The sequence below is a fragment of the Streptomyces sp. NBC_01471 genome (assembly GCF_041438865.1).
Classification (GTDB): Bacteria; Actinomycetota; Actinomycetes; order Streptomycetales; family Streptomycetaceae; genus Streptomyces.
Window position 1 is genome coordinate 7,777,398 of sequence record NZ_CP109450.1, and the last position, 21,327, is coordinate 7,798,724.

A 21,327-nucleotide genomic window follows, 5' to 3' on the forward strand; every position below is an offset into this window, starting at 1 on the left:
CCCCGGCGCGTGGTCCGGCGGCGCGGAGCGGCCGGACAGCCGCCCCCGCCCGCCGCGGACCACAGCCGTGAAACGTGACCGGGCGCCGGCGCCGACCGGCGCCCGGCCGGAGAGGACCGCCCCATGAACACCCGCTGGGACCACAGTTACGACGTGGTCGTCGTCGGATCCGGCGCCGCCGGACTCGCGGCGGCCATCACCGCACGGCTGCGCGGCCTGAGCGCCCTGGTGATCGAGAAGACGGAGCTGTACGGCGGCTCCACCGCCCTGTCCGGCGGCGCGATCTGGGTACCGGGCAACTTCCACCTGGACGCCGCCGGCCTCGGCGACACCCCCGCCAAGGCCCGCGCCTACCTCGACGCGACGGTCGGCGACCGGGTGCCCGCCGAGCGCAAGGACGCCTATCTGGAGCACGGACCGCGCATGGTCCGCGAGTTCCACGACCGCACCACGGTCCGGTTCGCCTACACCCCCGGCTACTCCGACTACTTTCCCGAGGCGCTCGGCGGCTACCCGCAGGGCCGCTCCATCGAGCCGCTGGTCTTCGACCTCAAGAAGCTCCCGCCCGACCGCCGCGCCACCATGCGCCGGGCCGGTCTGCCCACGTACGGGCTCACCATCACCTCGTACGACTTCCGCTTCCTCAATATGGTCGCCCGCACCTGGGAGGGCCGGAAGACCTCGCTGAGGGTCGGTATGAAGGCGGTCGGAGCGCTGGCCGCGGGCGCGAAGCCGACCGCGCTCGGTGAGGCGCTGATCGCCCGGATGCGCCAGTCGCTCGACGCGCTCGGCGGTGAGCTGTGGCTCTCCACTCCGCTCACCGGCCTGGTGGAGGAGGACGGCCGGATCGCCGGTGTGCGCGCCGAGCGCAACGGCTCGGCCGTCACCATCAGGGCGCACGGCGGTGTCGTCCTCGCCTCCGGCGGCTTCTCGCACGACCAGGAGCTGCGCGAGAAGTACCTGCCCGCGCCCACCTCGACCGCCTGGACCTCGGCATCGGACGGGCAGACCGGGGACGCACTGCGGCTCGGCGTCGAGGCGGGGGCCGCGACGGACCTGCTCGACAAGATGTGGGGCGCGCCGTCCGTCGTACCGCCCGGCCCCGGTGAGAAGCCGTTCTTCCTGGTCGCCGACCGCGGCATCCCCAGCATGGTCATCGTCAACGGCGCGGGGGAGCGGTACGCCAACGAGGCTGCCCCGTATCACCAGTTCGTCGACGAGATGTACGCCAACGACCGGCCCGGCGCCTCCACCGTGCCGTCCTGGCTGATCCTCGACGCCCGGTCCAGGGCGCGCTACATCTTCATGGGCCTCTTCCCGGGGCAGCCCTTCCCGAAGGACTGGCTGGCGAGCGGCTTCGTCAAGAAGGCGCGGACACTGCCGGAGCTGGCCGCCCTGATCGGAGCGGGACCGGAGCGGCTGCGCGCCACCGTCGACCGCTTCAACGGCTTCGCGCGGGCGGGCCGTGACGAGGACTTCCGGCGGGGCGACAGCGTCTACGACCGGTACTACGGCGACCCGACGCTGCTCAATCCCAACCTCGCCCCGCTCGACAAGGCCCCGTACTACGCCATTCCCGTCCACCCGGGGGACATCGGCACCAAGGGCGGACTGGTCGCCGACGGGTCCGCGCGGGTCCTGCGCGAGGACGGCAGCGCCATCAGGGGGCTGTACGCCTCGGGCAACGTGTCCGCGGCGGTGATGGGCGAGACCTATCCCGGACCGGGGGCGACCATCGGCCCCGCCATGGCCTTCAGCTGGGCGGCCGTGGGGGACATCGCGCGGGAGCTGGGGGGCGTGCGCCGGCAGTGACCTCGGCCGGGGTGTGCCACGGAAGGGGGCGGTCGACATGACCGCCCCCTTCCGCGCTCTCCCTGATACATCGGACAACTGCACAGAACGCGAAGGGGGTTGTGTCTCCGTACACCAGCTGATCGGACTTGAGTTGGCCGGGTTCTGTCTGCTGTCTTGACACCTGGATGAAGTGGATAGCAGAGTTCCGCCCGATCGCGAATCCATCAATACATCGGATGAAAGAACATCGCGATCGACGCATCTGCTGGACAGTTCGCCCCCTACCGTGTCAGGGAGTCAGACGTGCACCGCAGCTCAGACGACAGACCAGGAGGCAGAGCCGCCCCGAAACGGCGGCTCGCGACGACGGCGCTCCTCGCCGCCGTCGCCGTGGGCGCGGCCCCCGCCCTCACCGCGGGCACCGCGGCCGCGGCGGACCACGCCCCGGCGGCCAGGAACATCTACGTATCGGCGTCCGGCAGCGACCGGAACTCCGGGCAGTCCACGCGCAGCCCCCTGCTGACCCTGGCGGCCGCGCAGAGCTCCGCGCGAAAGGCGTCCGGGGCGGGGCACCCGGTCCATGTGTGGGTCCGCGGCGGCACCTACCACCCCGCAGCCACCCTGAAGTTCGGCGCCGCCGACTCGGGCAGCGCGTCCGCCCCGGTGACCTACTCCTCGTACCCCGGCGAGCGGGCCGTCCTCAGCGGGGGCCGCAGGGTGACGGCAGCGTGGACCACCGACCCGCACGACAGCGCGATCCGGGTGGCGGACATCGGGGCGCACCGGAAGATCGACGGGCTGTTCGTGGGCGGCACCCGGCAAGTGCTCGCCCGCTACCCGAACTTCGACGCGGGCACGGCCGTACTCAACGGCTCGACCACCATGGCGGCCCTCAACGCCCGGTCGGCGCAGTGGAAGAACCCGTCCACCGGGGACATCCGCGGCCTGCACTCCGCCCACTGGGGCGGCAACGACTACACGATCACCGGGCGGGACGCGTCCGGCCTCAAGCTGAAATGGGTCGGCGACAACAACCGGGGCGGCGACGTGGACACCGCGCACGTCGTCGCGGAGGGCGTGTTCGAGGAACTCGACGCGCCCGGCGAGTGGTTCTACGACAGGGACGCCGGGAAGCTGTACATGATCCCGCCGGCCGGCACCGACCTGTCGAGGACCACGGTGGACACCGCCGAACTGGACGAACTCGTCCGGGTCGAGGGCGCGTCCGCCTCCCGCCCCGTCCACGACCTCACGTTCGACGGGTTCACCTTCACCGCCACGCACCGGACCCTCTTCGACACCCCGTACGAGCCGCTGCAGCTCGGTGACTGGGCGGTGGCGCGGGCCGGGGCCGTCCACATCAAGAACGCCCGGAACATCACCGTCTCCCGCTCCGCCTTCGTCCAGGCCGGCGGCAACGGCGTCTTCATCGACGGCTACAACAAGGGCGACGCCGTCACCGGGAACACCTTCACGGGTTCCGGCGCGAGCGACGTGCAGGTGGTGGGCTCCACCCGGGCCGTCCGGAACCCCTCGACCTGGGCGCACATGGTCGATCCGCCCACGGACCTGACCCCCGGCCCCAGGACCGACGACTATCCGCGCGACATCGACGTCAGCGGCAACAGCATGGCGGACATGGGCCGGTTCGAGAAGCAGAGCGCCGGGGTCAACATCTCGATGAGCAGCAGCGTCACCGTCGCCCACAACACCATCCACGGCAGCCCGCGCTCCTGCGTCAACGTCAACGACGGCACCTGGGGCGGGCACCGGATCCAGTACAACGACATCTTCGACTGCGTGAAGGAGACGTCGGACCACGGGCCCGTCAACGCCTGGGGACGCGACAGGTACTGGCCCATCGCCGGGCCCAGCACCAACCCCAGCGCGGAGTCCGACGCCCTGCAGAAGAGCTACTCGCTGCTCGACGTCGTCCGGCCGATCACGATCAGCAACAACCGGATCTGGCACAACAGCGAATGGGCCGTCGACCTGGACGACGGTTCGAGCAACTACGTCGTGAAGAACAACCTGCTGCTGGGCGCGGGCATCAAGCTGCGGGACGGATTCAAGCGGACGGTCACCAACAACATCGTCGTGGGCGGATCGGTCTACGAGCAGATCTCGCACCGCGACAACGGCGACTCCATCGCCAGGAACATCATCCTGGCGGACTCGCCCTACTCGCTCACCGGCAGTGATCCCGCCGCGGCCCGGTACACCGCCGACAACAACCTGTTCTGGGACAACGGCCGGCCGGTCACCCTGCCGGACGTCTGGGGCGCGGGCCACCTGGACACCCACTCGGTGACCGCGGATCCGCGGTTCGCCGGCGGATCACCGTGGGACTCGCCCGGTATGACCGACTACACGCCGGCTGCGGACTCGCCCGCGAAGGCCCTGGGATTCGTCGACTTCCCGATGAACCGCTTCGGTACCGGAAGGCCGGGGGAGGCCACGCCCCCCGCGGTCGGCTGGCCGGCCGCCCCCCAGCCCGACACCGTGATCGAGACCCAGCCCGAGCCGCTCATGGGCGCCACCGCCCGGCAGGTGTACGACAAGGCCACCCAGTCGGCCGTCGGGCTCGGCGACTTCGACGGGCTGTACCTCCCGGTCGTCCCCTCCGCCTCCTACGCCCACGGGCAGGGGCTGCGCCCCCTCGACGTGATCCGGTCCGTGAACGGGACCGGCGTGACGGACCGCGACAGCTTCTGGACCGTCTACAACACGCTCGCCCCCGGCAGCACCGTGACCCTGGGCATCTGGCGTGCGCAGGCCTCCACCACGGTGAGTGTCGTCAAGCCCGGCGGTGCGCAGCAGTACAACAACACGGCGGGCGTGACCTACACCGGGAGCGGCTGGGGGTGGCGGGGCGCCGGGGCCGGCGGCCAGGGCTCGTTCCAGAACGACATCGACGCCACCACCGCCGCCGGCGACTCCTTCACCTTCACCTTCAACGGCACCGGAGCCGACTTCCTCACCGAGCTGAACGCGGACGAGGGAACGATCGACATCGCCGTCGACGGGGTCCACCGGGAGACCGTCGACGCCACCAGCGGCTCCCGCCAGTACCAGCAGAAGCTCTACTCGGTCAGCGGCCTGCCGGCCGGGGTGCACACCCTCACCGGCACGATGAAGAGCGGGCAGTACATGATCGTGGACGGTTTCACGGTACGCAGCTGACGTACCCGGCCGACCTGTGGAGCGCCGCCGGGGGACCGGAACACGTCCGTCCGGCGGCGCTCCGGTCCCGCTTCCGGGGGCCGGGAACTCAGCCGGGGGCCCGGACGGCGAACCGGTGGGTTCCCGATCCGGCGTGGAAGACGGCGCAGCCGTCCTCCATCCGCAGGAACTCCGCGTCCCCGTGGCCGACATCGGCGGCCCGGCCGGCGGAAACCCACACCTCCGCCGTCGTGTTGGCGGGCAGCGACACGGTGAGGCGGAACCCTCCGGAGGTCGTCCAGTGCGTGGTGACCGGCCCGTAGCGCGAGTCGAAACGGCCCTCGGCCTCCGTCACCCCGCCGCCGGGGCGCGGCCTGATGACCGTTCTGCGGAATCCGGGTTCGCCAGGGGCGATGCCCGCGATGTTCGCGTACATCCACTCGCCGACCGAGCCGTACGCGTAGTGGTTGAAGGAGTTCATCGCGGCGTCCTGGAAGGTGCCGTCGGGCCTGATCGAGTCCCAGCGCTCCCACATGGTCGTGGAGCCCCGGTCGATCTGGTAGCCCCAGCTCGGGAAGGTGCGCTGGAGCAGCAGCCGGTAGGCGACGTCCGTGTGCCCGGTGGCGGTGAGGACGGGCAGGAGCCGCGGCGTACCGAGGAAGCCCGTCGACAGGTGCCAGTCCTTGGCCTCGATCAGCTGGACCAGCCGGCCGGCGGCCGGTCCGCGTTCCCTGTCCGCCAGCAGGTCCATGGAGAGGGCGAGGACGTACCCGGTCTGGGTGTCGCCCTTGACCCGTCCTTCCGCGGAGACGTACGCGGTGCGGAAGGCGGCGCGTATCTGCTCGAAGAGGGCGCGGTGGGGCGCCGGATCCTTGCCGAGCGCGTCCGCGGTCCGGGCGACCAGGTCGGCGCTGTGTGCGAAACAGGCCGTGCCGATGACGTCCTTGGGAGTCTCGTCGTCCACGTTGAGCCAGTCCCCGTACCCCTCCGCCGGGCGGAGCAGTCCGTCGCTGTGCTGCCGCAGCCAGCCGATCCACCGGACCATGGAGTCCCACGACTCCTCCAGGACCCGGGTGTCCCCGTACGCCTGGTAGAGCGCCCAGGGCACGGTGACCCCGGCGTCGCCCCAGCCCGCCGAACCGTTGCCGACGGAGCCGACGGCGGGAGCCACATCGGTGAAGCTGCCCTCCGCGGTCTGGTTGCCGCGCAGGTCGGACAGCCACTTGGTGAGGAACCGCGCCGACTCCATGGTGTACGTGGCGGTGGGCGCGAAGACGTTGATGTCGCCCGTCCAGCCGAGGCGCTCGTCACGCGCCGGAGTGTCGGTGGGGATCGAGAGGAAGTTGCCGCGCTGGCCCCAGGTGATGTTGCTGTGCAGCTGGTTGAGCATCGGGACGTTCGTCCTGAACTCCATCGTGAACGGCGCCGACGTGTGGACGACCCGGCCGACCACAGCGCTCAGCGGCGGCCGGCCCGGGTAGCCGGTCACCTCGACGTAGCGGAATCCGTGGAAGGTGAAACGCGGCGCGTAGGTCTCGGTGCCCCGGCCCGCCAGGGTGTAGGTGTCCGTCGCCGCGGCGGTGCGCAGATTGTCCGTGTAGAGCGTGCCGTCGGGGTTGAGCACCTCACCGTGGCGCAGCCGCACCGTGGTGCCCGCCTTGCCGGAGACCCGCAGGCGGACCGAACCGACCATGTTCTGGCCGAGGTCGAAGACGAAGACACCGGGCTCCGGCTCGGTGACCCCGCGGGCCGCGATCTCACGCTCCACGCGCGCCGGAGCGTCGGCCTCCGCCACCGGCCGGGCCGTGACCTTGTCCACGACGGCGGCCGGCACCCAGGGGGAGTCGTCGAAACCGGCCCGTGTCCACCCCGGGGTCTCCCGGCGGGCGTCGTACGTCTCACCCATCAGCAGATCGGCGTCGGTCACCGGCCCGGTCGTGACACGCCAGCCGGCCCCCGACCCGGCACGATCGGTCGTCCCGTCCTGGTAGACCACCTCCAACTGGGCCAGTACCGCGGGGATCTCGCCGTACTGGCGCGGACCGAACATGCCGACGTGCCCCGCGTACCAGCCGGACGCGACCGTCAGCCCCAGCGCGTTGGCACCCGGGACGAGCAGTGCGGTCACGTCGTACGTCTGGTACTGGACGCGCCGGTGGTAGTCGGTCCAGCCGGGCGCGAGCTGGTCGTCGCCCACCCGCTCGCCGTTGAGAGCGGCCTCGTAGACACCCAGCGCCGTGGAGTACAGCCGGGCGCGGGCGACCGGCTTGCCCCGCAGCCGGAACTCGTGGCGCAGCTGGACGGCCGGGGCCACCGAGGCGGCCACCTCGCCCCAGGGACCCGTACCCCACGCACCGAGCACCCGCGCGGCCTGCCAGGAACTGTCGTCGAAACCGGCCGCGTTCCAGCCGGGCGCGGGCTCCTGAGCGGCCGTCAGCCAGCCGTCGCCGGTCACGGATGTCCGGGTGCCGTCCTCGCCGGTGGCCTCCAGCAGGCCCAGCAGCCCGGCGGGCCCCGCCAGCGCGTTGACCGCCGCGACGGCCACCACATTGGCGCCCGGGCGCAGCAGTTCCGTGACGTCGACGACCAGGGGACGGCTCCAGTTGTTCGCAGGACCGTACGCCACGGTGTGAGCGACCTGAGTGCCGTTCACATACGCCGTGAACCCGTCATCCGCGGTCATGACGAGACGGGCCCGGGTGACACCGGCCGCCACGTCCACGCCGCCGCGGAACCAACGGGTCCCCGCCGGGGCGCTGTTCGCCGGGTCGCCCTCGGGGAACCAGATCCAGGACGCGCCGTCCAGTGCGGGGGAAGCGACGAGCGCGGCCGGTGCGCCGATCCACTGTGCGGACCAGTCCGACGCGTCGGTCAGCCCCGTCTCCCACCAGGAGGGTTCACTCCACTCGGAGGCCTCGCCCTGGTCGTCCCAGACGCGTACCGACCAGTGGTAGCGCGTACGGGAGCGCAGCGGCGGCCCCGCGTACGGCACCAGGAGCGAATCGGACGAGGTCACTCTGGCGCTGTCCCACACATCAGGATCGGCCAGCCGGCCCGGGTCGGTCGCGACCCGGATCTGGTACGCGGTCTGTGCCCGGTCGTGACCGCCGGACGCGAGCGGCCAGCTCAGCCGCGGCCGTGCCACGTCGAGTCCGAGCGGCCGCCCGGCGTACTCCACGGTCGGCCCGGTGACGCGGACGGCGTCTGCCGCGCCCTTGCGGTCCCCGGCGGCTCCGGAAGCGCCGGCGGCGCGGGCGGCCGGGGCCGTTCCCGCTGCCGCGGCCGCCGCCAGGGCCGCGCCGGTGGTGCTGAGCAGTCGTCTTCTGCTGATCATGTTCGGCTCCGTCACGACTCGGCAATGAATCGTTTCACGAACCGGGAAGCTAGGGTCGCCCATCCGGGCTGTCAAGAGTTCTGACCGAACTCCGGCGAACCGGCGCCATGGTGTGCCGAGGCCCTGGCCGGGCGAACCGGACGGCCGTTCTTCCGATGGCTGAAAGCATTCACTGCCGATGCCTCCCGTCTCATCCGGTTCCGGCCACCCGGGGGGAGTGGCGGGTACGACGGCCTTTCGGCAAGTACGGTGAGATACGGGGTGGTTGGGGTGGGGCGATCCGTTCCACTCGTCCCCGAACTGTCGTATTCAGGATGTTCCGCGGTCCTCCGGAAGGAGCCCGGTTCTTCTTCTGGGGGGTTCATGCAGAGATCAAGAACGCTGTCGGTCGCTCTCGCCATGTCGTTCGCCACGGCCGGTCTGGGGGTGATCGCGGCACCCGGGGCATCCGCGATCACGCCACCGGTGGCGTTCACGGCGGACGCGCTGCCGACCTGGCAGACCAACGGGATCGTCTGGGCGCTCGCCCAGAGCGACGGGGTGGTGTTCGCGGGCGGTACGTTCTCCGCGCTGCGTCCGCCGGCCGGTGTCGCGGGCAAGGCGCGGTCAGCGGTGAACTTCGCCGCGTTCAACGCCTCGACCGGCGCGCCCGCCGGCTGCACCCTCTCCTTCACGGTAGGCAGCGGTACCGCCACCGTGCGGGCCCTGGCGGTCTCGCCCGACAAGAAGACGCTCTACGCGGGCGGCTACTTCGGCGCGGTCAACGGCACCAAGGTGTCGTCGCTGGCGGCGATCGACATCGCCACCTGCAAGCCGAAGACCTCGTTCCGGCCCGCCTTCGCCGCCACCGTCCGGGCGCTGACGGTGACCAAGGACACGGTGTACGCGGGGGGTGACTTCGGCACCGTCAGCGGGCAGAAGCGCCAGCGCTTCGCCGCGGTCAAGGCGTCCGACGGGGCGGTGCTGCCCTTCACGGCCGACGCGGACGAGCCGGGCCGTGCCCTCGTGCTGACCCCGGACGGCAAGAACGCGGTGCTCGGCGGGGACTTCTTCAAGGTCAACGGAACGACGTCGCACGCCCTGGCCGTGGTGGACGCGAAGTCGGGCAAGGTGACGAAGGCCTACCCGGGCTTCATCGAGACCAACTCGGTGGTCAAGACCCTCGACACGGACGCCACCGGGATCTACACCGGCAACGAGGGCACCGGCTTCGCCGTGTTCGACGGCCGGATCGCCCTCGACGCGAGCAGCCTCGACCAGCGCTGGCGCGACACCTGTCTCGGGGCCACCCAGTCCGTGAAGTCGTACAAGGGGGTGCTCTACAGCGCCTCGCACGCCCACGACTGCTCCAGCGTCGGCGAGTTCCCCAACGGGCCGCGCCACCACTTCCTGGCGGAGCCCACCACGGGCACCGGGAAGCTCGGCTGGACCCCGGACACCAACGACGGCAACGGCGAGGGGATCGGCCCCCGCGCCCTGACCATCGCGACAGCAGGCTCCACCCAGTACCTCTGGTCGGGCGGCGAGTTCACCACCGTCAACGGCTCGGCGGCGCAGAGCCTCACCCGGTTCGCATCCACCGGCGACAAGGGGGCACCGACCGTTCCGGTGGGCGCCGCTGCCAGTGCGAAGCCGGGCCAGGTGCGGGTCAGCTGGCGCGCGAGCTTCGACACGGACGACTCGAAGCTGACGTACAAGGTCTACCGTGACGGATCCACCACACCCATGGCGACCGTGCAGGCCGATTCGCTGATGTGGGCCCGGCCCCAGGTGTCCGTCACGGACACCTCGGTCACCAAGGGCAAGAGCTACAGCTACCGGATCACCGCGTCCGACGCCGCGGGCAACACCAGCGCCAAGTCGGCGGCCGTCAGCGCCACCGCGACGGCCGCGGCGGAGCCCTACCCGGCCGCGGTCCTCGGCGACGGCGCCTCGCTGTACTGGCGCTACGACGACCACACAGCGCCGTTCGTGGCGGACACGTCGAGCGCGAACCGCTCCGGAGTGGACGTCAACGCCCCCTCGCTGCGCCGGACTCCGGGAGCCGTCGGCGGCCCGTCCACCGCGATCGGGTTCAACGGCACCAACCAGTGGATATACAGCGACCGCCGGTACACCGCACCCGCCAAGTACAGCCTGGAGACCTGGTTCAGGACCACCAGCACGTCGGGCGGCAAACTGATCGGGTTCGGCGACAACACGACGGCCGCCAGCAAGAAGTACGACAAGCAGGTGTACATGACCAATGCGGGCAAGCTCGTCTTCGGAGTGAGCGGCAGCGGGTTCAAGACGCTCGTGAGTCCGAAGGCGTACAACGACGGGAAATGGCACCAGGCCGTCGCCACGCAGGGCCCGACCGGAATGCGCCTCTACGTCGACGGCCACCTCCTGCAGAGCAACACCGTGACGAAGAGCGAGACGTCCAGCGGCTACTGGCGGGTGGGCGGCGACGCCCTGAGCGGCTGGCCCTCGCGCCCCACGAGTGACTTCTTCAAGGGGGACCTGGACGAGACAGCGGTCTACCCCGGGGTGCTCAGCGCCGCCCGGGTGGCCGGCCACTACACGCTGGGCAGGAGCGCCGGCTGATGGGCGGCGCAAGCCGGGCCGACCGGGACGCCAGGACCGTCGAGATCGGCTACGCCCTGGTCAGTGCGGGCTTCCTCGGTGCGGTGGTGTTCGGCGTGATCGCCGGTCCTGCGGCCGTGTGGGATCTGCCGCACCGCGTCATCACAGCGCTGTTGCTGACCGGGACGGCGGTCGGCGGAGTGCTCGCGCTGGTACGGGTCGTGCATGTACTCAGGACGTTCGAACGCGGGCGCCGGCGGCCGGGCCGCCCGGGGCATACGGACACGGCGGGACGCTGACACGGCGGGACGCTGACGCGGCGGGACGCTGACGCGGCGGCGGGGAGCACATACATGCGGCTCCCCGCCGCCGCGCGTTCAGGTGGGGCGCGGCGCGGTGGGGCGCGACGGGTGTGGCGGCGTGCGTACCGGCGGGGTTTCCGACGGGAATTTGTGCATGTCACAGGCGTGCGGCCAGAATGCGAATCCGACCGACCCGATTTCGATCCGACCTGATGTCGATCTGACCTGATCCGGTCCGAACACACTCGGACCGATCCGACCCGTGAGGAACCCGGCTGTGGCCCCCGCACCGCCCCCACATCCCGCCCCGGCGCCCGTCACCGTCGTCGGAATCGGAGCCGACGGCTGGGACGGACTTCCGGCCGCGTCGCAGCAGGCCCTGCTGACCGCCGAGGTGCTCGTCGGCGGCGCCCGCCAGCTGGCCCTGCTCCCCGCACGGTGCCCGGGCGAGCGGGTGGCGTGGCCCTCGCCGCTGCGCCCCGCCGTCCCCGGAATCCTCGCGGCACATGCCGGGCGCCGGATCTCCGTACTGGCCAGCGGTGACCCCATGTTCCACGGCATCGGGCGGGCGCTGACCGAGGTGCTCGGCGAGGGCGGGGGCCGGCTCGTCGTCCTGCCGTATCCCTCGTCGGTCTCGTACGCCTGCGCCCGGCTGGGCTGGCCGGTCGAGGACACCGAGGTCGTCACCCTCGTCGGCCGGCCCACCGCCCGGCTGACCGCCGCCCTGCACGACCGCCGGCGCGTGCTGGTCCTCAGCGCGGGCGCCGCGACCCCCGCCGAGGTGGCGGCGCACCTGACCGGCCACGGATTCGGGCCGAGCCGGATGCGCGTACTCGAACAGCTCGGCGGCGAGCGGGAGAACACCACCGAGGGAACCGCCGCCGACTGGACGCACCCGCCCGGCGATCCGCTCAACGTGATCGCGGTCGACTGCCGCCGGACCCCGGGCACTCCGAGGACCGGCGCCGCACCCGGGCTGCCCGACGAGGCGTACGAACACGACGGCCAGCTCACCAAGCGCCATGTCCGCGCCGCGACGCTGGGCGCGCTCGCCCCCGCCCCCGGCGAACTGCTCTGGGACATCGGGGGCGGCTCCGGCTCCATCGCCATCGAGTGGATGCGCACCCACCCGTCCTGCCGCGCCATCACCGTCGAGCGCGACCCGGTGCGTGCCGAGCGCATCGCCCGCAATGCCGCCCGGCTCGGCGTCCCCGCCCTCCGAGTCGTCACGGGCGCCGCCCCGGACGCCCTGGCCGGACTGCCCACGCCGGACGCGGTGTTCGTCGGGGGCGGGCTCACCGCTCCGGGCCTCCTTGACGCGTGCTGGGACGCACTGCCCGACGGCGGCAGGCTCGTCGCCAACACCGTGACGCTGGAGTCCGAGGCGCTCCTCGCCGACCGCTACCGCAGACACGGCGGCGACCTGGTGCGCCTCGCCGTCGCGCACGCCGTGCCCGTCGGAGGCTTCACCGGCTGGCGGCAGGCCATGCCGGTCACGCAGTGGGCCGTCGAGAAGAACCCGCTCCCACCCCTTCCTGGAGAAGACAGATGACCGTGTACTTCATCGGCGCCGGGCCCGGCGCCGCGGACCTCATCACGGTGCGCGGCGCCCGGCTGCTCGCGTCCTGCGGTGTCTGCCTCTACGCGGGCAGCCTGGTACCGCGTGAGCTGCTCGCCGAATGCCCGCCGGACGCCCGGCTGACCGACACGGCGCAGCTCGACCTGGATGAGATCACCGACGAACTGGTACGTGCCGACCGGGCCGGCCAGGACGTGGCCCGTCTGCACTCCGGTGACCCCTCGGTCTTCAGCGCGGTGGCCGAGCAGATGCGCCGGCTGGACGCGGCAGGGGTGAACTACGAGGTGGTGCCGGGCGTTCCCGCCTTCGCCGCGGCGGCTGCCGCGCTGAAGCGCGAACTGACGGTCCCCACCGTCGGCCAGACCGTGATCCTCACCCGCGTCGCCCAGCGCGCCACCGCGATGCCGGACGGCGAGGACCTCGCCACCCTCGGCCGCAGCGGCGCGCTGATGGTGCTGCACCTGGCGGTGCAGCATGCCGAGCGGGTCGTGGCGGAGCTGCTGCCGCACTACGGCGCGGACTGCCCGGCCGCTGTCGTGGCGCTGGCCAGCAGGCCCGGCGAGGTCGTCCTGCGGGGCACCCTCGACACCATCGCGGGGCAGGTCGCGGAGGCGGGCATCCTGCGTACGGCGGTCATCATGGTCGGCCGCACACTCGGCGCCGAACAGTTCGGCGACAGCCACCTCTACTCACCTGAGCGGGAGCGGCACGCCTGCTGACAGGCGTGCCACGGTCCGTCGCGTGCCCCTTGCGTTCTCGTGCATCGTGCGGCGGACGGGGGCGGGTCACCCTTCACGGCCGCAGCTGGGGCGGTGGCCCCCAGGGCGTCTCCAGGGCGGCACGCAAGGCGTCCACGGCCGGGCGGCCGATCCGCGCGGCGAGCTCGTCCTCGACCCGTTCGAGGACGAGCTCCGCCTGCCGGTGGGTCTGCTCGCCCCGCGCGGTGCGCCGGATCAGCCGCCGCCGGCCCGAGGCGGGGTCGGGCACCTGCTCCAGCAGCCCGGCGACCACCAGGCCGTGGACGGCCTGGTGCGTGGTCTGCCGGGTCACCCCCATCCGCCGGGCCAGCTCGGACACCGTGGTGCCCCGCTCGTCGAGTACGGCGAAGAGCTGGGCTTGGGCCGGGGACACCGGTGCCGCACCGGCCTCTTCCATGGCCGCCAGCAGACCCTCCTCGAACCAGCGCCGGGCCTCGGTCAGCAGTTGGGGGAGCGTACGGCCGGCGGTGTCCATCTGTTCCTCTGTTCCTCACAGCAGGTCGGGCCGGGGCGGTCCATGGTCCGGGACCGGCGGGTTGCCCTGCGGCGAACTGTCATGTCAGGCTACCTGACATTCGATCCGAGCCCGGGAGGAATCCATGACGATCGAGTACGCCACCGCCTACCGGCGGGCCTCACGCATCCCGCCCGAGCCGGGCAGGCCCTATTTCATAGAGAAGGGGGAAGGGGACCGCGCCCACCTGTTCGGCGACCTGGTCACCGTCTACGCGGGCGGCGAGCAGAGCGAGAACGCCTTCAACTTCTTCACTGTCGAAGGCCCCAAGGGCGACATCATCCCGGCCCATCTGCACCCGGACACCTACGAGGTCTTCTACGTGACGGCCGGTGCCGTCCGCGTGTTCGTCGAGGACACCGGGGGCGACCAGCAGGAGAGACTCCTCATCCCGGGCGACTTCGGCTTCGTACCCAAGAACTGCCCGCACGCCTATCGCATCGAGCGCCATCACAGCCAGGTCGTCGGCGTCGCCGCAGGCCCCGGCGGTACCTTCGAGCGGTTCTTCGAGAACTTCGGCGCGCCCACCGAGCAGCTCGGCCTGCCGCACGAGCCCGTCGTCCCCGCGCCGGAGAAGTTCGCCACCATCCCCCAGGAGTACGACGTGCGGTTCCTCCCCGGCCACCAGTGGAGGGCGGACCGGTGAACGCGGGGATGTCCCTTCCCGAGCGGCTCCGCGCGCCGCACCCGGATGTCGCCCCGCTGCCGCATGCCGTGCCCTTCGAAACCGGCACACGGGTGCTGCGCGGCGTCCCCTACGCCCTCCGCGACGGCACCCGCCCGCTGGAGCTGGACCTGTGGCTGCCCCGGAACACCGGTTCGCGAGCGGCCCCCCTGGTGCTCTTCGTGCACGGTGGCGCCTGGATGCGGGGCCGCCGCGACGACCTGGGGTTCCGGTTCCGTGAATGGTCTCCGGGGCCGCAGGCCCGTATCGCGGCCGAGGGCTTCGCCGTCGCCTGCGTCGACTACCGGCTCAGCGGTGAGGCGGCCTTCCCCGCCCCGCTCGACGACCTGGGTTCCGCACTGCGCTGGCTGGCGACCCGCTCGGCGGAGCTCGGTGTCGACAGCGGCCGGACCGTGGTGTGGGGCGAGTCCGCCGGGGCACACCTCGCCGCGCTCCTGGCCCTCACCCACACCGGTCCGCCCCTCGCCGGAGCGGTCGTCTGGTACGGGCCCAGCGACCTCACCACCCCACGCGGCGGCTACGGCCCGGACAACCCGGCCACCCCGGAGGCCCTGCTGCTGGGCGGCGCCCCGGCGGCGCTCCCCGAGCAGGCAAGCGCGGCAAGCCCGCTCTCCCGCGTGCACTCCGGCGCGCCGCCCTTCCTCATCGCCCACGGCGAGGAGGACACCATGGTCAGCTGCTCGCACAGCAGAGACCTCGCAGCGGCACTGGACACGGCGGGGGCGCACGTCGACCTGCGGCTGATACCGGGAGCGGACCACGGCTGGGCGGGGCTGCCCGCGGACCAGGTGGAGGACATCTTCACCACCTCGCTCGGCTTCGCCCGCGGCCTGGTGTCCTGAGGACGGCCGGACGGTGCTGCGCCCCGGCGGTGCCCGGACCGGACGGCGTTCGGACCGGGCTGTGCCGGGACCAACCTGTGCCGCGCCCCGCCCTGTGCTACGCCCCGCCCTGTGCTACGCCCCGCCCTGTGCTACGCCCCGACGGCGCTGCGGCCCACGACGTTGCCGGCGCGGTCGATACAGATGACATCGACCGCGACCGGCGCGCCCCGCAGCACCGACAGCGCCTGGTCACGGGCGGCCACCGCCACCAGGTCGCCCAGCGGGATCCCCGCCGCGCGGCACAACTGCAGCGCGGCCAGCCCGGTGTTGGCCCCGGCCACCTCCGCGGCCAGCGCTTCGGCGGCGCCGCCCCGCCGCGCCAGACCGGCCAGGAATCCCTTGTCCACCTGGGAGCGGGCCGAGTGCAGATCGAGGTGCCCGGCCGCCAGTTTCGAGAGCTTGGCGAAACCGCCGCAGACGGTGAGCCGGTCCACCGGGTGGCGGCGCACGTACTTGAGCACGGCCCCCGCGAAGTCCCCCATGTCGAGCAGGGCGTCCTCGGGGAGCCCGTACTCGGCGACGACGGTCCGCTCCGACGTGGACCCGGTGCATCCGGCCAGATGCGTACGCCCGGCAGCCCGCGCCACATCGACGCCGCGCCGGATCGAGTCGATCCAGGCCGAGCAGGAGTAGGGCACCACAACGCCCGTCGTCCCCAGGATGGACAGGCCGCCCAGGATGCCCAGCCGGGGATTCCAGGTGGAGCGGGCGATCTCCTCGCCGTGGTCGACAGCGACCGTGAGTTCGGCGTCCGCGCCCGCGCCGTGGCGCTCGGCGACGCGGGCGATGTGCTCGCGCATCATCTGGCGCGGCACCGGATTGACGGCGGGCTCGCCCACATCGAGCGGCAGCCCCGGGCGGGTGACCGTGCCGACACCCGGGCCCGCCTTGAACACGACCCCCGAGCCCGGCGGCAGCCGCCGGACGGTGACCCGGACCAGCGCGCCATGGGTGACGTCCGGATCGTCGCCCGCGTCCTTGACCACCCCCGCCGTCGCCCGCCCTTCGCCCAGCTCCTCGACCGCCAGCGCGAACGAGGGCGTCTGCCCCTTGGGCAGGGTGACCGTCACCGGGTCCGGGAACTCGCCGCTCAGCAGCGCGGTGTAGGCGGCCGTCGCGGCAGCGGTCGCGCAGGCGCCGGTCGTCCAGCCGGGCCGCAGCCCGGTGTGCTTGAGTTGGGCGCTGCGGCCACCACTCCCCTCAGCCACGAAAGGCTCCGATGCACGTACTGATACTCGGCGGCACGACCGAGGCCCGGCGGGTCGCCGCGGACCTGCACCCCGGGGTCCGCGTCACCAGTTCCCTGGCCGGACGGGTCGCACGGCCCGTGCTGCCGCCCGGCGAGGTCCGTATCGGCGGGTTCGGCGGAGCCGGGGGACTGGCGCAGTGGCTGCGCGAGCACGAGGTCGACGCGCTCATCGACGCGACCCATCCTTTCGCCGGAACCATCAGTTTCAACGCGGCTTCGGCCGCTGCCACCGCCCATGTTCCCCTGCTCGCCCTGCGCAGACCCGGGTGGGTGGCCGGAGACGCCGACGACTGGCACCCCGCGGACTCGCTCGAACAGGCCGCCGCCATGCTCCCGGCGCTGGGACACCGGATCTTCCTCACCACCGGGCGGATGGGCCTCGCCGCGTTCGCGGCCCTCGACGGACTCTGGTTCCTGGTGCGGTCGGTCGACGCTCCGCTTCCGCCGCACCCGCTGCACATGGAGACACTGCTCGACCGCGGACCCTTCGCCCTGGACGGCGAGCGGGCGCTGCTGCGCGACCACCGGATCGACGTGCTGGTCACCAAGGACAGCGGAGGACCGGCCACCGCCGCCAAGCTCACCGCGGCACGGGAGGCCGGTCTCCCGGTGGTCGTCGTCCGCCGCCCCGCCGTTCCCGAAGGCGTACAGGTCGCGGGGACCCCCGGGGAAGCCGCCCGCTGGGTACGGGACCTGCGCGATACGGCCTGACCCCTGCCGCCGCGAGCCCCGCCGGAACCCACCCCGTCACCCCTCGGGGTAGCTCCGGGGGGTCCAGACGATCTCCTCACCGTCGCCCCGCCGCACGGTCCGCGTCCGGGAGGAGCCGACGAGCAGGATCGTGCGCATGTCGACCTCGGCCGGATCGAGGGCTGCGAGGGGTACGATCCGCACGCTCTCGCCCGGTCCGCCGATGTCCCGGCCCAGCACCACGGGCGTGTCCGGCGAGCGGTATTCGAGAAGCAGGTCACGAGCCTTGCCGACCTGCCATGTCCGGCTGCGGGAGCCGGGGTTGTACAGCGCGAGCACCAGGTCGGCCGCGGCCGCGCCGCGCAGCCGCTCCTCGATCACCTCCCACGGCTTGAGCCGGTCCGAGAGCGAGATCGTGGCGTAGTCGTGGCCGAGCGGCGCACCGGCCCGGGCGGCGGCCGCGTTGGCGGCGGTCACCCCGGGCAGCACCCGCACCGGGACATCGCGGTACGCGTCCTGGGCGGCGACCTCCAGTACGGCGGTGGCCATGGCGAACACACCGGGATCACCGCCGGACACCACGGCGACCTTCCGGCCGCGCCCGGCCAGGTCGAGAGCGAACTCGGCGCGCTCCGACTCCACCTTGTTGTCGGAGCCGTGCCGCCGCTGGCCGGGCCTGACCGGGACCCGGTCCAGATACGTGGTGTAGCCGACCAGGTCGTCCGCGGCCGCCAGCGCGCCCCGGGTCTCCGGGGTCAGCCAGAGCGGGCCCGCGGGGCCGGTGCCGACCACGACGACGTCACCGTGCTCGCGTACCGGCTCGGGCGCGCCGACGCGGCTCGGCAGCACCGCCACCGAGAAGTACGGCACCGATCCGGCTTCCACGTCCGCCAGTTCGCCGGTCCGCTCGCCCGGCATCGTGGCGCGCTCCACGTAGCGGGCCTCGGCCATCCGCCCCGACCGCTCGACCGCCCGGTGCACTGCCGGGAAGGTGCGGCCCAGTTTCATGACCACCGCGGAGTCCGTCGACGCCAGCCGGGCCGTCAGCTCCTCCTCGGGCAGCGTGCCCGGCAGGATCGTCAGCACCTCCTCGCCCTCGACGAGCGGCGCACCGAGCCGGGCGGCGGCCGCGCTAACCGAGGTCACCCCCGGGATCACCTCGGTCGGATAACGGTCCGCCAGCCGCTTGTGCATGTGCATGTACGAGCCGTAGAAGAGCGGATCGCCCTCGGCGAGCACTGCCACGGTGCGGCCCGCGTCGAGATGGGCCGCCAGCCGGGCGGCCGCCTCGGCGTAGAACTCCTCCATCGCGCCCCGGTACCCGCCGGGGTGGTCGGTGGTCTCCGTGGTGACCGGGTAGACCAGCGCCTCCTCGATGTGGTCGGCGCGGATGTGCCCGGCGGCGATGGACCGGGCTATGGACCGGCCGTGCCGGGCGCTGTGGAAGGCGACGACCTGCGCCTGGGCGATGACCTCCACGGCGCGTACGGTCATCAGCGACGGGTCACCGGGGCCGAGCCCGACCCCGTACAGCCGCCCGGTGTTCTGCTTGCTCATGCTGGTGTTCATTCCTCTTCGCTCGCGATGGCGTTGACCGCGGCCGCCGCGATGGCACTGCCCCCGCGGCGCCCGCGCACCACCAGGTGGTCGAGACCGTGGACGCTGTCGGCCAGCGCGTCCTTGGACTCGGCCGCGCCGACGAAGCCGACGGGCATCCCGATGACCGCCGCCGGGCGCGGAGCGCCGTCGCGGACCATCTCAAGCAGCCGGAACAGCGCGGTCGGCGCGTTGCCCACGGCCACCACGGCGCCCTCCATGCGGTCGCGCCACAGCTCCAGGGCCGCGGCGGTACGCGTCGTGCCGAGCTCCGCCGCGAGACCGGGCACGGACGGGTCGGACAGCGTGCACACCACCTCGTTGCCGGCGGGCAGCCGCTTGCGGGTCACCCCGCTGGCGACCATCGCCACGTCGCACAGCACGGGGGCGCCGGCGCGCAGCGCCTCGCGGGCGCGCGCCACCACCTGCGGCGTGTAGGCGAGATCGCGCACCAGGTCGACCATGCCGCAGGCGTGGATCATCCGGACGGCGACCTGGCTGACATCGGCGGGAAGCTCCGAGAGGTCCGCCTCTGCGCGGATGGTCGCAAAGGACTGGCGGTATATCGCCGGGCCGTCCTTCTCGTAGTCGAACACTGTCTTCTCGCTCATTTCGTCACTGCGTGAGGGGCGTGGTCCGGGCTTCCGCCACGGTGGCGGCGAACTCTGAGGGGTCGTTCATGGTCTCGCGCAGCCGTTCACCGCGTACGGAGACCTCGTAACCGGCGTCCGTGGCGACCACGTCCACCCAGTCGCCGTGGGGGTGGCCGCAGCGCCGTGCGCACCCCGACCAGTACACGGGCAGGCCGTGACCGGTGCCGGGGGCCGGTGCGGCGTCGGCGCGCACATCGGCCAGGGACTTCGCGCAGCCGGGGCGCCCGATGCACGCCCCGACCCCGTGCCAGGGGGAGTCCGGTCCCGTGATCAGTCCCGCGGCCGACAGTCCGGCGAGCCGGGCCTCAGCGGTGTCCGGTCCGAGACCGGGGAGCACCACACCCCGCCACGGGGTCAGCCGGAGCTCGCCGCTGCCGTCGTGCTGCGCCGTGTCGGTCAGCAGGCGCCACTGGGCGGAGGTGATGAGGCCGAGCGGCGCCCCGACGGAGAGCGCCGTCCGTCCGTCCGGGGCCGGCACCGGACCGGGCGCGGGCCCGGCTCCGGACGTCAGCCGTTCCGCCCGGTCCCGGGCAGCGGCCGGGATGCCGGCGGCTGCCAGCCGCTCCGCGACCGCGCGGACGAACGCCGCCGGTCCGCCGGGCAGTTCCGCCACGCGCCAGGCGCCGGTTCCGGCGGCACGGGCTGTGCTCAGGAAGGTCTCGGCCGCCAGCAGCGCACAGCGGGCCGCGTGTTCGGCCGGCACCGCCAGCGTCTCCCGCGCATCGCCGGCGCACAGCAGCGCACCGGCGCCCGAAGAAGCGATCAACGTCACATCCGCGCCGAGCCCGGCCACGTCACCGCGGCCGTCGTCGAGCGCGAACAGGAACCTGCCCGACAGCTCCGCGGCCGCCTCGCAGCCACAGAGTAGTGCGTCCAACTCCCGCGCCCAGCGCTGGACATCGGCCGCTCCCCGCCCGTCGAGGCCGGACAGCGGGGAGGCCACGACATTGCGGGCCCGCTCATGGCGTACCGAGGGCAGCAGCCCGGCGCCCGCGAACACCTCGGCGAGCTCCTGGCCCCGGTCCGGGGCCAGCCCGCGCAGCTGCACATTGCCGCGCGACGTCAGATGCAGCGCCCCGTCGCCCAGCCGCCGCGCCACGTCCAGCAGCGTCCCGGCCTGCGAAACCGTCAGTACGCCCGCCGGGATCCTGACCCGCGCCAGCGCGCCGTCGGCCGCCGTGTGCAGGCGCAGGCTGCCCGGACACGCGTCACCGCGGTCACGGCGGGCGGCCGGCTCCCGTGGAGGCGGAGGTGCGGAGGAGAGGGGCATGGCGGCGAGCATACCGACCAGTCCGCAAGGCCCATGTCCTGCACCGATGCGACGGCTCGTAAGGACCGGGTGCGCCGCGGGCGGACCCGGTGGCCCACTGCCGGTCGCCCGTCAAGGTCGTTACTATGCTTGGCGACGGGCCGTTCGGCCCGCAATCGCCTAGACGGCGACAGGGGAGGAAGCCCGGTGAGATTCCGGCGCGGTCCCGCCACTGTGAGCCCGGCTTCCGAGCCGGGTGAGCCAGGAACTCCCGCCGTCCTGACCACCGCCCGGGGCGTGGACACCCCGAGGA

General features: G+C 72.7%; 15 protein-coding genes and 1 riboswitch. Of the genes, 9 read left to right on the top strand and 6 right to left on the bottom strand.

The window, feature by feature from the left end:
• Window positions 1–123 precede the first annotated feature (123 nt).
• A complete protein-coding gene (locus tag OG285_RS35210) occupies window positions 124–1,812 on the top strand; it encodes an FAD-dependent oxidoreductase (protein WP_371793359.1) in 1,689 nt (562 codons plus the stop codon).
• Window positions 1,813–2,097: 285 nt separating this feature from the next.
• Complete coding sequence (locus tag OG285_RS35215; RefSeq protein ID WP_371793360.1) at window positions 2,098–4,977, top strand: PDZ domain-containing protein; 2,880 nt, start codon at window positions 2,098–2,100, stop codon at window positions 4,975–4,977.
• Window positions 4,978–5,065: 88 nt separating this feature from the next.
• Here OG285_RS35215 and OG285_RS35220 read toward each other — a convergent pair whose 3' ends face one another.
• Complete coding sequence (locus OG285_RS35220; protein ID WP_371793361.1) at window positions 5,066–8,290, bottom strand: alpha-L-rhamnosidase; 3,225 nt, start codon at window positions 8,288–8,290, stop codon at window positions 5,066–5,068.
• A 363-nt stretch (window positions 8,291–8,653) separates the two neighbouring features.
• Here OG285_RS35220 and OG285_RS35225 point away from each other — a divergent pair, with 363 nt between their 5' ends.
• The 4 genes from OG285_RS35225 (at window position 8,654) to cobM (ending at window position 13,455) form a co-directional block, all read left to right on the top strand.
• Entirely contained in the window at window positions 8,654–10,876 is a 2,223-nt protein-coding gene (locus tag OG285_RS35225; protein WP_356834566.1) for a LamG domain-containing protein, read from the top strand.
• Window positions 10,876–11,154, top strand: a complete 279-nt coding sequence (locus OG285_RS35230; protein WP_356834568.1) for a DUF6332 family protein — start codon at window positions 10,876–10,878, stop codon at window positions 11,152–11,154. The genes OG285_RS35225 and OG285_RS35230 overlap by 1 nt, the downstream gene beginning before the upstream one ends.
• Before the next feature lie 280 nt (window positions 11,155–11,434).
• The gene (gene cbiE, locus OG285_RS35235) at window positions 11,435–12,709 is read left to right on the top strand and encodes a precorrin-6y C5,15-methyltransferase (decarboxylating) subunit CbiE (RefSeq protein WP_371793362.1); all 1,275 of its coding nucleotides are present in this window, start codon (window positions 11,435–11,437) and stop codon (window positions 12,707–12,709) included.
• Complete coding sequence (gene cobM / locus OG285_RS35240) at window positions 12,706–13,455, top strand: precorrin-4 C(11)-methyltransferase (RefSeq protein WP_356834572.1); 750 nt, start codon at window positions 12,706–12,708, stop codon at window positions 13,453–13,455. The genes cbiE and cobM overlap by 4 nt, the downstream gene beginning before the upstream one ends.
• 73 nt (window positions 13,456–13,528) lie before the next feature.
• Here cobM and OG285_RS35245 read toward each other — a convergent pair whose 3' ends face one another.
• Window positions 13,529–13,969, bottom strand: a complete 441-nt coding sequence (locus OG285_RS35245) for a MarR family winged helix-turn-helix transcriptional regulator (protein WP_371793363.1) — start codon at window positions 13,967–13,969, stop codon at window positions 13,529–13,531.
• 124 nt (window positions 13,970–14,093) lie between these two features.
• On the opposite strand from OG285_RS35245, the gene OG285_RS35250 reads away from it, so the two are divergent.
• Both OG285_RS35250 and OG285_RS35255 read left to right on the top strand, forming a co-directional pair.
• On the top strand, window positions 14,094–14,654 hold the full coding sequence (locus tag OG285_RS35250; protein WP_371793364.1) for a quercetin 2,3-dioxygenase: 561 nt from the start codon (window positions 14,094–14,096) through the stop codon (window positions 14,652–14,654).
• Window positions 14,651–15,535: an alpha/beta hydrolase gene (locus OG285_RS35255; RefSeq protein ID WP_356834578.1), complete on the top strand. Its 885-nt coding sequence runs from the start codon at window positions 14,651–14,653 to the stop codon at window positions 15,533–15,535. Before OG285_RS35250 ends, OG285_RS35255 begins: the two co-directional genes overlap by 4 nt.
• Before the next feature lie 131 nt (window positions 15,536–15,666).
• Here the strand turns inward: OG285_RS35255 and OG285_RS35260 are convergent, their stop codons facing one another.
• Window positions 15,667–16,785 (bottom strand): cobalt-precorrin-5B (C(1))-methyltransferase, encoded by a 1,119-nt coding sequence (locus tag OG285_RS35260; protein WP_371793365.1) that lies wholly within the window; start codon window positions 16,783–16,785, stop codon window positions 15,667–15,669.
• Between the two features lie 11 nt (window positions 16,786–16,796).
• Here OG285_RS35260 and OG285_RS35265 point away from each other — a divergent pair, with 11 nt between their 5' ends.
• Window positions 16,797–17,537 (top strand): cobalt-precorrin-6A reductase, encoded by a 741-nt coding sequence (locus OG285_RS35265; protein ID WP_356834582.1) that lies wholly within the window; start codon window positions 16,797–16,799, stop codon window positions 17,535–17,537.
• A gap of 36 nt (window positions 17,538–17,573) precedes the next feature.
• Here OG285_RS35265 and OG285_RS35270 read toward each other — a convergent pair whose 3' ends face one another.
• From OG285_RS35270 to cobG, 3 genes are read right to left on the bottom strand one after another with little or no spacing between them, the layout of a single operon-like run.
• Window positions 17,574–19,073: a precorrin-2 C(20)-methyltransferase gene (locus tag OG285_RS35270; protein WP_371793366.1), complete on the bottom strand. Its 1,500-nt coding sequence runs from the start codon at window positions 19,071–19,073 to the stop codon at window positions 17,574–17,576.
• A gap of 8 nt (window positions 19,074–19,081) precedes the next feature.
• Window positions 19,082–19,708, bottom strand: coding sequence for a precorrin-8X methylmutase (locus tag OG285_RS35275; RefSeq protein ID WP_356834640.1), 627 nt, complete (start codon window positions 19,706–19,708; stop codon window positions 19,082–19,084).
• 19 nt (window positions 19,709–19,727) lie between these two features.
• The gene (gene cobG / locus OG285_RS35280) at window positions 19,728–21,047 is read right to left on the bottom strand and encodes a precorrin-3B synthase (protein WP_356834586.1); all 1,320 of its coding nucleotides are present in this window, start codon (window positions 21,045–21,047) and stop codon (window positions 19,728–19,730) included.
• A gap of 107 nt (window positions 21,048–21,154) precedes the next feature.
• A riboswitch (cobalamin riboswitch) is annotated at window positions 21,155–21,305 on the top strand.
• Window positions 21,306–21,327 lie beyond the last annotated feature (22 nt).

Bases quoted from the DNA above. Each gene is read 5' to 3' on its own strand.
- OG285_RS35210 (WP_371793359.1), top strand. From the start codon at position 124: ATGAACACCCGCTGGGACCACAGTTACGACGTGGTCGTCGTCGGATCC.
- OG285_RS35220 (WP_371793361.1), bottom strand. From the start codon at position 8,290: ATGATCAGCAGAAGACGACTGCTCAGCACCACCGGCGCGGCCCTGGCG.
- OG285_RS35225 (WP_356834566.1), top strand. From the start codon at position 8,654: ATGCAGAGATCAAGAACGCTGTCGGTCGCTCTCGCCATGTCGTTCGCC.
- OG285_RS35230 (WP_356834568.1), top strand. From the start codon at position 10,876: ATGGGCGGCGCAAGCCGGGCCGACCGGGACGCCAGGACCGTCGAGATC.
- cobM (WP_356834572.1), top strand. From the start codon at position 12,706: ATGACCGTGTACTTCATCGGCGCCGGGCCCGGCGCCGCGGACCTCATC.
- OG285_RS35245 (WP_371793363.1), bottom strand. From the start codon at position 13,969: ATGGACACCGCCGGCCGTACGCTCCCCCAACTGCTGACCGAGGCCCGG.
- OG285_RS35250 (WP_371793364.1), top strand. From the start codon at position 14,094: ATGACGATCGAGTACGCCACCGCCTACCGGCGGGCCTCACGCATCCCG.
- OG285_RS35265 (WP_356834582.1), top strand. From the start codon at position 16,797: ATGCACGTACTGATACTCGGCGGCACGACCGAGGCCCGGCGGGTCGCC.
- OG285_RS35270 (WP_371793366.1), bottom strand. From the start codon at position 19,073: ATGAGCAAGCAGAACACCGGGCGGCTGTACGGGGTCGGGCTCGGCCCC.
- cobG (WP_356834586.1), bottom strand. From the start codon at position 21,047: ATGCTCGCCGCCATGCCCCTCTCCTCCGCACCTCCGCCTCCACGGGAG.